The organism is Shewanella sp. SM74 (assembly GCF_025653725.1).
Classification (GTDB): domain Bacteria; phylum Pseudomonadota; class Gammaproteobacteria; order Enterobacterales; family Shewanellaceae; genus Shewanella; species Shewanella oncorhynchi.
The window spans coordinates 35,659-50,038 of the sequence record NZ_JAKKRZ010000009.1 but is presented as its reverse complement, the minus strand read 5'-3'; the positions used below and the strand labels follow the sequence as shown (position 1 = coordinate 50,038).

The 14,380-nt window shown below is 45.8% G+C and carries 12 protein-coding genes; 3 read left to right on the top strand and 9 right to left on the bottom strand.

The annotated features are described in order from the left end of the window. From gltS to folX, 3 genes are all read right to left on the bottom strand, one after another. Positions 1 to 1,224: a sodium/glutamate symporter gene (gltS, locus tag L5M49_RS11340; protein ID WP_263266093.1), complete on the bottom strand. Its 1,224-nt coding sequence runs from the start codon at positions 1,222 to 1,224 to the stop codon at positions 1 to 3. 532 nt (positions 1,225 to 1,756) lie between these two features. Then, positions 1,757 to 2,650, bottom strand: coding sequence for a TIGR01777 family oxidoreductase (locus L5M49_RS11335; RefSeq protein WP_173497363.1), 894 nt, complete (start codon positions 2,648 to 2,650; stop codon positions 1,757 to 1,759). Positions 2,651 to 2,737: 87 nt separating this feature from the next. Next, positions 2,738 to 3,100 carry a dihydroneopterin triphosphate 2'-epimerase gene (gene folX / locus L5M49_RS11330; protein WP_006082167.1) on the bottom strand — a complete coding sequence of 121 codons (363 nt, stop codon included), beginning with the start codon at positions 3,098 to 3,100 and terminating at the stop codon, positions 2,738 to 2,740. Positions 3,101 to 3,198: 98 nt separating this feature from the next. On the opposite strand from folX, the gene L5M49_RS11325 reads away from it, so the two are divergent. Then, the gene (locus L5M49_RS11325) at positions 3,199 to 4,308 is read left to right on the top strand and encodes an AI-2E family transporter (RefSeq protein WP_219234382.1); all 1,110 of its coding nucleotides are present in this window, start codon (positions 3,199 to 3,201) and stop codon (positions 4,306 to 4,308) included. A gap of 6 nt (positions 4,309 to 4,314) precedes the next feature. Next, positions 4,315 to 5,232: a class I SAM-dependent methyltransferase gene (locus L5M49_RS11320; RefSeq protein ID WP_263266092.1), complete on the top strand. Its 918-nt coding sequence runs from the start codon at positions 4,315 to 4,317 to the stop codon at positions 5,230 to 5,232. A 104-nt stretch (positions 5,233 to 5,336) separates the two neighbouring features. Here the strand turns inward: L5M49_RS11320 and L5M49_RS11315 are convergent, their stop codons facing one another. The 4 genes from L5M49_RS11315 to ackA form a co-directional block, all read right to left on the bottom strand. Continuing rightward, the gene (locus L5M49_RS11315; protein ID WP_263266091.1) at positions 5,337 to 5,462 is read right to left on the bottom strand and encodes a hypothetical protein; all 126 of its coding nucleotides are present in this window, start codon (positions 5,460 to 5,462) and stop codon (positions 5,337 to 5,339) included. Positions 5,463 to 6,030: 568 nt separating this feature from the next. Continuing rightward, the gene (locus tag L5M49_RS11310; protein WP_028760977.1) at positions 6,031 to 6,465 is read right to left on the bottom strand and encodes a hypothetical protein; all 435 of its coding nucleotides are present in this window, start codon (positions 6,463 to 6,465) and stop codon (positions 6,031 to 6,033) included. A 476-nt stretch (positions 6,466 to 6,941) separates the two neighbouring features. After that, positions 6,942 to 9,095 carry a phosphate acetyltransferase gene (gene pta / locus L5M49_RS11305; RefSeq protein ID WP_028760976.1) on the bottom strand — a complete coding sequence of 718 codons (2,154 nt, stop codon included), beginning with the start codon at positions 9,093 to 9,095 and terminating at the stop codon, positions 6,942 to 6,944. 111 nt (positions 9,096 to 9,206) lie between these two features. Beyond that, positions 9,207 to 10,406, bottom strand: coding sequence for an acetate kinase (gene ackA, locus L5M49_RS11300; protein ID WP_263266090.1), 1,200 nt, complete (start codon positions 10,404 to 10,406; stop codon positions 9,207 to 9,209). A 141-nt stretch (positions 10,407 to 10,547) separates the two neighbouring features. Here ackA and yfbV point away from each other — a divergent pair, with 141 nt between their 5' ends. Continuing rightward, on the top strand, positions 10,548 to 10,991 hold the full coding sequence (gene yfbV / locus L5M49_RS11295; protein ID WP_081729091.1) for a terminus macrodomain insulation protein YfbV: 444 nt from the start codon (positions 10,548 to 10,550) through the stop codon (positions 10,989 to 10,991). Positions 10,992 to 11,035: 44 nt separating this feature from the next. Here yfbV and pflA read toward each other — a convergent pair whose 3' ends face one another. Together pflA and pflB are read right to left on the bottom strand one after the other, a co-directional pair. Beyond that, the gene (gene pflA / locus L5M49_RS11290) at positions 11,036 to 11,776 is read right to left on the bottom strand and encodes a pyruvate formate lyase 1-activating protein (protein WP_263266089.1); all 741 of its coding nucleotides are present in this window, start codon (positions 11,774 to 11,776) and stop codon (positions 11,036 to 11,038) included. A 63-nt stretch (positions 11,777 to 11,839) separates the two neighbouring features. After that, positions 11,840 to 14,122 carry a formate C-acetyltransferase gene (pflB, locus tag L5M49_RS11285; RefSeq protein WP_263266088.1) on the bottom strand — a complete coding sequence of 761 codons (2,283 nt, stop codon included), beginning with the start codon at positions 14,120 to 14,122 and terminating at the stop codon, positions 11,840 to 11,842. Between the last annotated feature and the right edge of the window lie 258 nt (positions 14,123 to 14,380).

The following is a 14,380-nucleotide window of genomic DNA, read 5'->3' as shown; positions in this document are numbered from 1 at the left end:
CTACTTCATAAAGCTCAGATAGCCCTGTAAGACAATTAAGTTGACTATGTCGATAAAGAAGGCACCGACGATAGGTACTACCATAAAGGCTTGGGGTGATGGCCCTGTGCGCGAGACGAGCGCGCCCATATTCATTACCGCTGTTGGGGTTGCACCCATACCAAAACCGCAGTGGCCACCGGTGATCACCGCAGCATCGTAATTACTGCCCATGACTTTGAACGTCACGAAATAGGCAAAAATGGCCAACACTGCGGTTTGTACCAGTAAAATCACCAGTAGCGGGATCGCTAAATCAAAAATTTCCCATAATTTTAAAGTCATTAAGGCCATTGAGAGGAAGAGTGACAGCGCGACAGTCCCTATCACATCGATGCTTTCGGTATGGGGTTTGTAACCGCGGGTGAGTTCTGTGAGATTAGCAATGAGCACGCCAAGAAAAAGAGCATATACAAAGTCGGGCATCTTTAGCCACGCAATACCCGATTGGCTGATCCACAGCGTGAGCCATTTTGAACCTGCAACACACAACAACAGCACAAACAGAGTTTCTAATATGGTTTTGGCGGTGACTTGGTCTTCTTCTAAGTGATCATAAGTGACTAAATGCGGATGTTCACTGTGATGCTTGCGGCCAACCCCATAGCGAGAAACAAGATTATGTTTACCGATTAATCGCTGCGCGACAGGGCCACCGATGATCCCACCCATGATCAAACCAAAGGTTGCCGCGGCCATAGCAAACTCTAAGGTGTTGATACCGTAGCGCTCAGCAAAGGTTTGTGACCAAGCGACGCCGGTACCATGGCCGCCCGACAGGGTAATTGATCCTGCGATAAGTCCCATGATGGGATCGAGCCCCAATAGGCTGGCTAAACTGACGCCGACGGCATTTTGAATCACAATATACATTGAGGCCACACCTAAAAAGATGAAGACTTTTTTACCACCGCTGAGCAATAGCTTGTAGTTTGCCGAGAGGCCAATGGTGCTAAAAAACATCAGCATTAAGGTATTTTGCAGTGATAGGCTGAAGTCGAGACTGATATTTTGAAAGTGAAGAAATGTGACTCCCGCGGCGACAACTAGGCCACCCACTATGGGTTCGGGGATATTATATTGCCTGAAGACACGTACATGGCGATTGATAGAGTGGCCGATAAACAGCACGAAAATGGCAATTAAAAATGATTCTAGCTCGCCAATCATATGGGTCGTGTGCATGAAAATTCCTTACAAATTGTCTTAGTGTGGGTGTTTCATTGGGCACAATGTCCAATGAGAAGTAACCCATCTTGTTATTAAGTACCTGCTAATGCTGGATGTTAAGCGCTTGATGTCGAGGACAGATCAGTGTCAATCCGATAAAAAATTTAAAGGATGAGTAGGCGCGAGTGTGTATCGTTTTATGGTCTACAGACCAAGAACAGCAGATTAAATAGCCTGTTCCTGAGCATAAATAACTGTCTATTTATGAGGTGTTGCTGAGTCTATCTGTGGTCAAGGCTGAGGCGGTTAATGCGTGCCTCCTATGACCGAATGGAGGCGAGTTTAGCAGAAAATGGACGGATTGTCGCTAAATCATAATATAAATCATGATGTTACACTCTTGTTTTTCTCGTGTTACTAAAATAATGGCAAGATTGACGTTACAATATACCTGGCTGTTGAGCGGATTTGAGTACTAAGTTCCGCCTGCATCAGCCACTGATTTTATCAGTATATTTAAGCTGAGTTTAGGCTCTAGCGTGCTGGCCTATTTGGCTAACACGTTTGTTAAGGCGTTATCGAGATCACTGAATTGAAACTGAAAACCCGCTTCGAGGGCACGTTTGGGGTAAACAAATTGTCCTTCTGTCAGCAGCTCCGACATTTCGCCCATCGCTAAGCGTAATGCAAGCGGTGGGGTCGTGATTAACGCTGGGCGATTAAGTGCTTTTCCGAGCGCTTTGGTAAACACAGCGTTACTCACTGGATTGGGTGCTGTGGCATTAAATATGCCTTTACAGTGTTGTTGAGTGAGTAAAAAATCAATAAGGGAAATGAGATCCTGCACATGGATCCAGCTCATACCTTGGCGTCCATGGCCAATTGGGCCACCGAGTCCGAGTTTAAATGGCGGTAACATTTTCTCTAAGGCACCACCTTTACCTAGCACGATACCAATACGGATAATGCAGACTCGTGTGTGCTCTGAGGTTGCATTTAGCGCCTCTTGCTCCCATTTTCGACAGATGTCATGGCTAAACTCAACATGGGCGCCACTAGACTCATCGAGTAATTTATCATCGTGCCGCCCGTAATAACCGACTGCCGAACCACTCACCATGATCTGAGGAGGAGTGCTACTCTGTTGTATTAGCTGAGTTAATCTTGCCGTAATATCCCAGCGACTATCACAAATGCGTTGCTTCTGATTTTTACTCCAACGTTTAGCGACTATGGGTTCACCCGCAAGATTTACAATGGCATCAATGTGATTTAAGTCGCTTAGCGCATCGAGACTCTCGAGGTAATGGTGCTTACTACCGAGCACTTTTTGTGTTTGTTGCACTGAGCGAGTTAATAACGTCAGTTGATGATATGGCGCCAGTCGTTCGACTAATTGGCGGCCAATAAAGCCGCTTGCGCCGGTGATCAGTATATTCATGGAACCTCTCTTAATTGGTTAAGCTCTGCGGATATATACCAAAATGCGGTGTGCAACGATCACTTAGTCGGAGTATTTGTAGCCAGATTATTTTTGATAACATAACTCCATCGAGACTGAATCGGCAAAGCGTAGTGCATGGGGTTTGTCTATTTCGACACTGGCAAATTCAACCCAAGGATGTTCACTGGCGATGGCCAGCGTTTGGCTGGTGAGATTTTCGAGTAATGAGAAACGGTTATTCTCAATCAGTTCAATGATCTTTTTGGTGATAGTGCGGTAATTGAGCGCATCCTCAACATTGTCACTGTTGCGGGCACGTTCGGCACAATAATGGATCACGACATTAATGATCACGTCTTGGCGATTTTGGATTTCATCTTCTTTAATGCCAATAAAAGTACGAAGTCTTAAGTTTTTAATGCGTATAATCGCGGTTTCTGGTTTCATAATGACAAATGGCTATCTTAAGCTAAAGTTGCTGAGGTTAAGTGGTTTCAAAGGTTAGCCTAACAATTTTATCTAAGATCAAGAAGGATTTTTAATAAATGACTCGACCTAATGCGCCCTCTGCTGCTTATCGTGGCTTTGCGGTTATGGCCTTTGTAGTGATTATTTTGGCAGGGATTAAGGCGGCGAGCCCGATTGTGGTGCCGTTTGTGCTGTCCAGTTTTCTTGCGGTGATTTGTAATCCTGCAATCGGTTTGATGACAAAGTTCCGTGTGCCTAAATGGCTGGCAGTGATCCTCTTGATGGGTTTTATTGTGTTGATGGGCCTATGGTTAGCCTCAGTCGTCGGCAGTTCTGTCAATGAGTTTTCTAAACAATTGCCCCAATATCGCGATCAGCTGGTGGAGCAGTTTTCGTGGATTATCCATAAATTACAGGCATTAAATATTCAGATTTCGAAGGATCAGGTATTAGCCTATTTTGACCCAGGTATGGCCTTGTCTATGACCACGAATATGCTATCGGGTGTCGGCAATGTGATGGCGAATTTATTTCTGATCATCCTCACTATCGTCTTTATGCTGTTTGAAGCTCAGTCGCTGCCAAAGAAATTGCATCTGGCATTGGACGATCCCGATATGCGCTTAAAGCAGATTGACCGCTTTTTACAATCTGTGAATCAGTACATGGTGATCAAGACCTTAGTGAGTTTGGCTACTGGGATCATCGTCGGTGTGGGATTGACCTTCATCGGCGTGGATTACGCCATGTTATGGGCGGTGATTGCTTTCCTGTTTAATTACATTCCCAATATTGGTTCTATCATTGCCGCCATTCCAGCGGTGTTGTTGGCCTTTATTCAGCTTGGCCCTGCGGCGGCGGGGGGAACTGCACTTTTGTACGTGGGTGCCAACATGGTGATGGGCAATATCATTGAGCCTAAATTTATGGGGCGCGGTCTGGGGTTATCGACCTTAGTGGTGTTTTTATCATTAATTTTCTGGGGCTGGTTATTAGGTTCTGTGGGCATGTTGCTGTCAGTGCCATTGACTATGGTGGTTAAAATTGCCCTCGAATCGAGTAAGAGTGGTAATTGGTTAGCCATTTTATTATCGGACGATATCGAAGATAAGTTCTTGGCCAGTAACACGGAAAATGCAATTCCCAATGGCGATGAAGCCAATACAAGTGCAACTGAGAGTAAGTAGTAGAAGATGCAAAGTTTTATACAAGCGCTAGCGACAATTGAGTTAGGTGATGATGCGGTGCGGTTATTCCACGGCCGCGGTGGGCATTACGTGGGTTGTGAGCACCTATGTTTAGATTGGTTTGCACCCGTACTATTGCTGACCAGCTTTACTCCGTTGGAGGATACGGATTTAACCCTCTGCCAACAGGCTATTGCAGTGCGCTGGCAAGCTATTCGGCCAGATAGTCAATTGAATTTAGTCTACCAATACCGTAGTGCGGGGGAGACGTTTACCCAATTATTGCAAGGTGAAGTGCCTGAGCCGCATATCGTTAGCGAAAACGGTGCACGGTTTCAGGTGCACCTAATACGCGGACAAAACCACGGACTCTTCCTCGATATGGCCAATGGCCGCGAGTGGGTTAGAGCAAACGCCCGTTATAAAAAGGTGCTTAATTTATTCGCTTATACCTGTGGTTTCTCGGTCGCGGCATTACAAGGGGGGGCCGATGAAGTTGTGAATATGGACATGAGTAAAGGCGCATTAGGCATAGGCAAGCAGAACCACTTGCTGAATGGCTTTAGTGCGGGGGCCCGTTTTTTAGGCCATGATATTTTTAAATCTTGGGGCAAACTGAAAAAGCTCGGTCCCTACGACATTGTTGTTGCCGATCCACCGAGCAATCAGAAGGGCAGTTTTGTTGCGACTAAGGATTATGTGCGTTTAATTAGGCGTTTACCTGAGTTGCTTGCCGAGAATGGCGAAGTATTACTGTGTCTAAATGCACCTGAACTCGATACCACTTTCCTGCGTCAACAGGTAGCGGAAGCAGCACCTGCACTCGAATACATAGAGCGCTTAGCCAATCCGCTAGCCTTTATGGATGTGTCGGAAGAGAAGTCACTTAAGGTGCTTCGCTACCGCTTATCGACTCAAGCCTAGGCCTGATTTAGCTTAACTGGCCAGTATTAACTGGCCTTTTTGTCGGCTTAGGTTGAGTGTTTAGCTTTTTACACTGTCGCTTATTACTCAGCACTTATTATCCATTAGCTTAATCGCTCAGATAGCTGCGATCGCCCATAGGTTTCAATCACTTTACTGACTTGATGTTGGTCTAAGTGTTTGAGGGTAGAAATTTCACCATAAAGCCTGCCCTGAACATCTAATGGCATTCCCTAGATTCATTTTATGTAAGCGATTTCTGTTAATCGCTTTTGTGTATAAAGCGAATGATGACATGGCGTCAGCATGGCCTCAATATCCTCGTAGAAAGTGAAAGTCTTTCATGTGGAAGTACTGATTGTGAGCTATTTAAATGATAACCAGCCTTAAATGCTATGCTTGGTGATACAAAACTGAAAGTTTTCTGTAATTGTGGCTTTTGCTTTGTTATACTCCAGCCCACGGAATGTATCCCTTTCCTCATAGGCAAAATGTCAGCATAGAATGGCAAGCCTCTGCGACCTTACCCAATCAAGCAGGAGTTGTTATGGAAGTTCATGAATACGAAAATGCTTATTATCAAGTAAAAGACGATGTACTAACGTCTTTACCTGCTGAAAGCGAAGAAGAAGTGATCCAAGCTTAATCGATAGCGATTAAACTGACGGTACTTATGAGTCGGAAATAACAGAACAAGCACAAAAAATAGCAACCCTAAGGTTGCTATTTTTTTGGCTGAAAGTAAGCAGAATGATTGTATGACAAGGTATGCGCGGTGAAAGCAGGCAAGAAAGGGGGTTAACCGTTAACTTTGCGCTTTTCAGGCAGAAGTTCGACGATAATCCATTGGCTCCCAATTTTGTGTAGGCGTATGGTCCTGTCATCAATCCATGGTTGACCACCTTTAAGACCTTTCATTTTGACCACAACAATGACGTCTTTGGTAAATTTGCGGAAGAAGTCGATATCGATATCATCAATTTCCATTTCAACATTGGTCATAGATAGGCCGAGCATATTACGCTGTACGGCTGCGGCAATGTGGTAATGGGTGAGCACTTGTTTAATGGGATCGTCGACGTATTGCTTGGCTTGTTCAACATTACGATCAACATAAATCGCTTGAAAAAAGCCTAAGCTCACTTCTTCCGGTGATAACTGGCGCTGCTCTTGCGTTGAGGGATCGCCACAACCGAAGAGAAACAGGAGGGAGAAAAAAAATAGAGTTCGCATAAGTTTTAGTTATTGGAATTTGTTCCGAGTATCGCGATTTTAGCTGTAATGTACAAGTCTTGTCGTGATTCGCTGTCTATTGTGAAAAGCATTGACTCAAACCTCATGTGTGTGGCATATAGTTAGGAGTCATATAAAAAGGTTATCCACAGAAACTGTGGAAAACTATGTTGAAGACTTCAGTGATACTTTGTAAGTCACTGATATTGTCTTGCTTTATTTGCTGGTTAAAAAGTGACGCTTTTCTGCTTTCCATTATGTTCCACTTCTACTTGTGGATATTTTTCGCAATTTGCCGAGCTTATTCACACTGCATAATTTGATATTTCTCGTTTTTTCTTCATCTTTTGCAATTTAGACCTATCCATTAAGCGATTCTTGCGATCAGCGGTATGGTTTACGCTAAATTTGAGCATAAAAAAGCACCGGTAATAACCAGTGCTTTTTTGTGCTAACGTTATGCAGATTTAATGCTGTTAGCCTTTAGCTGCGTCGTTTTGTGCGGCTTGAATTGCCGTTAGTGCGATAGTGTAGACGATGTCATCGACTAACGCGCCGCGAGACAAGTCGTTCACAGGTTTGCGCATACCTTGCAGCATAGGACCAATACTGATCAGATCGGCGCTTCGCTGTACGGCCTTGTAAGTCGTGTTGCCTGTATTAAGGTCTGGGAACACGAAAACGGTAGCTTGACCAGCTACAGGGCTATTAGGTGCCTTAGAGCGTGCAACGTTTGGCATGACTGCCGCATCGTATTGCAATGGACCATCAATAATCAGATCTGGGCGTTTTTCTTTGGCAATTCGGGTTGCTTCACGCACTTTATCCACATCAGAACCTGTACCTGAGTTGCCAGTTGAGTAGCTGATCATTGCCACTCTTGGCTCGATACCGAAGGCTTTTGCTGATTCTGCCGATTGGATGGCGATATCAGCTAACTGCTCAGCATTAGGATCTGGGTTAATCGCACAATCACCGTAAACAAGCACTTGATCTGGCATCAGCATAAAGAAGATGGATGAAACTAAGCTTGAGCCCGGTGCCGTTTTGATCAATTGCAGTGGTGGACGAATGGTATTGGCTGTGGTGTTAACCGCACCAGAAACGATACCGTCGACTTCGTTTTGCGCCAGCATCATAGTGCCGAGCACCATGTTGTCTTCTAACTGTTCACGAGCAACGACTTCAGTTAAGCCTTTGCTGCGACGCAGTTCCAACATAGGTTCTACGTAACGGTCGCGCACCTCTTCTGGATCGATAATGATCACGCCTTCGCCAAGCACTACATCTTGTTGTGCTGCGATACGCAGGATTTCATCTTTTTTGCCTAAAAGTACACAGCGCGCGATACCGCGTTCGGCACAAATGGCCGCTGCTTTAATGGTACGCGGCTCATCACCTTCTGGCAGCACCACAGTCTTGTGGGCGGCGCGCGCTAATTCCGTGAGTTTGTAACGGAAAGCGGGTGGTGACAGGCGATGCTCACGGGGCGAGTTTTTAGTCACGCTTTCAATCCACGTTTGGTCAATGTGGCTGGCCACATAATCCTGCACCAGATCGATACGGACGGCGTCATCGACGGGTACTTCATGGTCGAAACGTTGAATGTTGAGCGAGGTTTGCCAAGTGTTACTGTCGATTAAGAACACAGGTAAACCGGTTTCAAAGGCCTGTTCACACAGCTTAAGGATTTCTGGCTCTGGCTCGTAGCTACCTGTTAATAACAGGGCACCAATTTTCACGCCGTTCATGGCCGCAAGACAGGCTGATACGATCACATCTGAGCGATCACCTGAGGTTACAAGCAAGGAGTCAGTCTTGATATGAGTGACCATGTTCGGGATACTGCGGGCACAAAAGGTTACTTTACGCAGGCGGCGGGTATGCATTTCACCAGCATTTAGAATGCGTGCACTTAAATGTTTCGCTAAATCCGACGCACGAGGAGCGACAAGATCAAGATTGTAGGGCACGCTGCCTAAGATACGCAGTGGGCTCTTACCCGGCAGTTGGAACATGCTGGCCGCATCTGAGCGTTGAACACCTTGGTGATCAAAGACTTCAGATAAGTCAGGGCGCGCGCGACCTTCGTCGTCAACGGGGGCACCAATCTTGTTGATCACAGCGCCAATTAAGCGTTTATTCTTTTTCCCGCCCCAAGAGTTATAGGCGATTTCGAGGCGATTCATTAGCCCTGTAGCCGTATCACTGCCTGGTGTGGCAATAAAAATCACGTCGGCATCCATGGCTTTAGCGATGGCATAGTTCACATCATCGGCGAAGGGATGATTACGCGTTGGCACTAAACCTTCGACAATTAAGGTCTCTGTGTTGCTAGCGCAATCGGCCGCACGGGCAATGATTTGCTCCATTAAGACGTCGATTTGGTCGGCGCGGATTAAGGCTTCGGCATGGGCCATGTCGAAGGGCTCTAAGGGATTTACTGTTGGCGATTTGCTCAGAATAGTGGTCGAGCGTTCTGGGCCATTATCGTTTGGACGAAGCTGAGAAATAGGCTTAAAGAACTGAACCTTAACCCCGTGGCGCTCCAGTGCGCGCACCATCCCAAGGCTTAAGGAGGTCAGGCCGACTCCGGTACCTATGGGGATTAACATAATATTACGAGACATAAAAACCTCTAGTTTCGATGGTTTTTGGCAGAAGAGTTTCTGCAAATTTGCTTGTGAGTACGGCTACGTAAGGTATAAAGCCGTTTGGGTGAGCAAACGGCTTAGGTCTTTTTATTTGTTGATAAGTTTAATGGAATCTTCGGCGATAACCCATTCTTCGTTCGTTGGGATCACCATGGCAATCGTGCCTTTATCTTGGGTGATGATACCTTTCTTACCGAAACGCGCCGCTTTGTTGCGCTCACTATCGACATGGAAATTGAATATTTCCAGCATGTTGAGCACTTTTTCACGGATTAAATCTGAGTTTTCACCAATACCACCGGTGAAGACGACTGCATCTAAACGGCCCAGTGGCACAGTGTAAGAGGCGATGTACTTGGCTAAGCGGTAGCAGAAGATTTCTAAGGCTAAGGTCGCGCCTTTATGACCGTCGGCGTAACCTTCTTCGATGCCACGGCAATCGTTAGTCAGCTCGGAAATCCCCAGCAGACCACTTTGCTTGTTCATCAGGTTATTCACTTCTTCTAAGGTGTAACCCAGTTGATGAACTAAGTGGTAGATGATTGAAGGGTCAATATCGCCACAACGTGTGCCCATGACCAAACCTTCTAATGGGGTTAACCCCATAGAAGTGTCGACACTTTTGCCGCCTTTGATGGCGGTGACTGATGCACCGTTGCCTAAGTGAGCACAGATTACATTCGTTTCTTCAATTGGCTTGTTGAGCATTTTTGCCGCTTCACGGCTAACGAATAAATGACTCGTGCCATGCATGCCATAACGACGGATACCGTGTTCACGGTATAACTTGTAAGGCAGGGCGTAGACATAAGCTCTGTCTGGCATGCTTTGGTGGAAAGCGGTATCAAATACAGCAGCCTGTGGCAATTTAGGGAAAGAGGCCATTGCCGCGCGGATGCCGATAAGGTGAGCAGGATTGTGCAGTGGGGCTAATGAAGCACAGTCTTCGATACCTTTGATCACGCTCTCATCGATGATCACTGAGCGAGTGAATTTCTCACCACCGTGAACGATACGATGGCCAACGGCTTGAATTTTTGCTGCTAATTCAGGTTGTTCCGCAAGAATTTTATTAACAATGTATTCAACTGCTTCACGGTGAGCCGTAAATGCACCTAAGGCTGCTTCATGTTTTTCGCCGTTGATTTTCCATTTAATGCGAGAGTCTTCTAAACCAAAACATTCGGCTAAGCCAGAAATTTGGTCGTCACCTGTTTGCGCGTCAATGACGGCAAATTTGAGAGAAGAGCTACCGCAATTGAGAACTAAAACCAGTTTATTTGACATGTGTAAACCCTTTGCCATTGTGTTTAATATAACGATTCAAAATAATGAGGAACTGCGGTGTTTTTACCATATCAGTCTTGGGGCGATTCGCCAGATTGTGCTATGGTAAGAGCAGTATTCCATTGTAGTTGGTGTCTAAGATTGAGCATTAAGATCCTCAAAACCTTAGGTGATGGTCATCAGTATATGAAGACTTGGCCTATGGTTAGACAACTGGGTTTTTATTTTCCTGAGTATCGGGTCGTCCGAGCGACTCAGCTTGCCATACTGGTGATGCCAGTGCTGGCGATTTTTGTGAGCATGAGCCAGCTGTATATTCACGGTTGGGCATTTCTGCCCCAAGCTGTCACTCTCGGTTTATTTTTCATCAGCTTACCGTTACAGGGGCTGCTGTGGTTAGGCTGGCGAGCTCGCCATCCATTACCGTTAACGCTGTTCGACTGGATTAACCAGTTGAGTGCGAAGTTGTCATCCATGGGCATCAATTGCCACACGTTAGGCGCTAAAGCCTGTTACCTCGATATGGCACTGATTTTAAAAATAGCCTTTGAGCGTTTAGATGCCAGTTATTGGGAAGAACTTTAGGCCGTTGCCGCGGTTATCCGTTTTGGCTTTTCTATTACTGTGGATTAATAAATCGCGTTAATCCCTTGTTGGACAAATACCGCTTTGATCTTTTCCATGGTTTCTCGACTCGGGGGGGATATCCCATCGAGTTGATAGCTTTCGCCCATGGCTTCCCACTTATGTTTACCTAATTCGTGATAGGGTAGTAACTCTACCTTTTCAATGTTTTTCATGGGCTTGATAAACTCGGCCAGTTGTAATGCCGATGCTTCATCGTCGGTAAACCCGCCCACTACGACATAACGTATCCACGTCGCTTGATTACGCTCTGCTAAATACTGCGCAAACTGTAATGTTCTATGGTTGCTGACTTTGGTTAACTCAATATGTTTTTCATCGTTCATGTGCTTGATGTCGAGCAGAACCAAGTCAGTATGGTCGAGCAACTCATCAATCACTGGCGTGTACTTACGTACAAAACCATTGGTATCTAAACAGGTATGAATACCTTCTTGCTGACAAGCCGTGAATAATTCGGCGACAAATTCGGCCTGTAAAATGGCTTCACCACCACTGGCCGTAACACCACCATTGCTGGCATCGAGAAAAGGCCGATAGCTGATGATTTGACTCATTAACTCATCGACCAGAACTTCTTTTCCGCCATCAAGATCCCAAGTGTCACGGTTGTGGCAATATTGGCAGCGCATTAAACAGCCTTGCATAAAGGTGATAAACCGTATGCCGGGACCATCTACTGTGCCAAAGGATTCCACCGAGTGGATCCGACCGATAACTGCCATTGTGACTCCTGTTAAAATAAGTGAGGCTGTAGCACAGTGTACTACAGCCTTGACTAATTTAGCTTACAGACCTTTTGTGAATGTACGCGTGATCACATCTTGTTGCTGCTCTGGCGTCAGTGAGTTGAAGCGCACTGCATAGCCAGAAACACGGATGGTCAGCTGTGGATACTTGTCTGGATGCTTAACGGCATCTTCGAGCATCTCGCGGTTCATCACGTTGACGTTTAAGTGTTGGCCACCTTCTTTTTTGTCATTGTGGTCGAAGTATCCGTCCATCAATGCCGCTAAGTTGGTACGGCGAGCATCATCATCTTTACCCAGCGCATTTGGCACGATTGAGAAGGTATAAGAGATACCGTCTTGAGCGTGGGCAAATGGGAGTTTTGCCACTGAGGTTAATGAAGCGATTGCGCCTTTTTCATCACGGCCATGCATAGGGTTTGCACCCGGTGCAAATGGCGCACCTGAACGACGACCATCGGGTGTGTTACCGGTTTTCTTACCATAAACCACGTTTGAGGTGATGGTCAGAATTGACTGCGTTGGGATCGCATTGCGATACATTTTACGGTCACGAATTTTCGCCATAAAACGTTCAACTAAGTCACAGGCGATATCATCTACACGTGGGTCGTTGTTACCAAATTTTGGATAGTCACCGCTGATATCGAAATCAACTGCTATGCCGTTTTCATCACGCACTGGTTTTACGGTGGCGTATTTGATGGCAGACAGTGAGTCGGCTGCGATAGATAAACCCGCAATACCACAAGCCATAGTGCGACGTACGTCTCTGTCGTGCAGCGCCATTAGCGCCGCTTCATAAGAGTACTTGTCGTGCATGTAGTGGATTGAGTTCAATGCTGTGACATATTGCGTCGCTAACCAATCCATTAAACCGTCTAAACGATTCATCACGTCATCAAAGTTGAGCACTTCGTCTGTGATCATGTCTGCTTTAGGGGCAATTTGGATTTTCAGTTTTTCGTCTACGCCGCCGTTAATCGCATACAGCATGGTTTTCGCTAAGTTAGCGCGAGCACCGAAGAACTGCATGTGTTTACCCACAACCATAGGGCTCACGCAACAGGCGATTGCATAGTCGTCTGATTGGAAATCTGGACGCATTAAGTCATCGTTTTCGTATTGGATTGAGCTAGTGTCGATAGACACTTTGGCACAATACTCTTTGAAACCGACGGGTAGTTGTTTTGACCATAATACTGTGATGTTTGGCTCTGGACTTGGACCCATAGTGTAAAGGGTGTTCAAGAAACGGAAGCTTGATTTCGTCACTAACGTACGGCCATCTAAGCCCATACCGCCGATTGACTCCGTTGCCCAAATTGGGTCGCCTGAGAACAATTCGTCGTATTCAGGGGTACGTAGGAAACGCACCATACGCAATTTCATCACGAAATGGTCAACCATTTCCTGAGCTTGTTGCTCAGTTAAGGTGCCATTTTTCAGATCACGTTCAATATAGATATCGAGGAATGAAGAGGTACGACCTAATGACATGGCAGCGCCATTTTGGCTCTTCACTGCAGCTAAATAGCCGAAGTAAGTCCATTGGATCGCTTCTTGTGCATTGGTCGCTGGACGAGAAATATCGAAGCCATACTTGGCAGCCATTTTCTTCATTTGGCCTAATGCACGGTGTTGCTCGGCAATTTCTTCACGTAATTGGATAACGTTAGATAACTCTTCACCCGCTTCGAACTGCGCTTGCAGTGAGCTAAATTGGGCAAACTTATCTTTCATCAGGTAATCGATACCGTAAAGTGCCACACGGCGATAGTCACCAATGATACGGCCACGGCCATAAGCATCGGGTAAGCCCGTTAAAATACCTGATTTACGACAGGCCATAATTTCGGGGGTGTAAACATCGAACACACCTTGGTTATGGGTTTTGCGCAGTTCTGAATAAACGTATTTAACATCTTCATCCAGTACACGATCGTAGGCGGCGCATGAGCTTTCCACCATACGAATACCACCGTTAGGCAACATAGCGCGTTTTAGCGGCGCGTCTGTTTGTAAGCCAACGATAGTTTCTAATTCTTTGTTGATATAGCCGGCGTCGTGGGAAGTGATGGTTGAAACCATCTTAGTGTCGAAATCAACAGGCGCGTGGGTACGGTTTTCCTGTTTGATGCCTTCCATGACTTTATCCCACAATTTTGTGGTCGCTTCGGTGGCACCGGCGAGGAAGGACTCGTCGCCTTCAAAAGGCGCGTAGTTTTGTTGGATAAAGTCACGTACATTGACTTCAGATTTCCAATCGCCAGGAGTAAAGCCTTCCCATGCGTTGGCAAACAGTTCAGTTTTGTCGGTCATCGTACTAATACCTTCTGGTTGAGATAAAAGGTTATTGGCGATCAGCGTTAAGCAATGCTGAGTATAAGCCAATAGCTAATTCCTGAAATAAAGCTCCCTTCATGATGACGCCCTATGATGGGAACTGGATTTTGAAGCGCTCGTCACTCCAAAAGTCTGTCTATTGATACCCGATAAGATGACAAATATTCGCTTACTTTGATTATCGGCTACTGATAAATCTTTATAATTGGTAAGACCAATTGTCCATAAGCATAT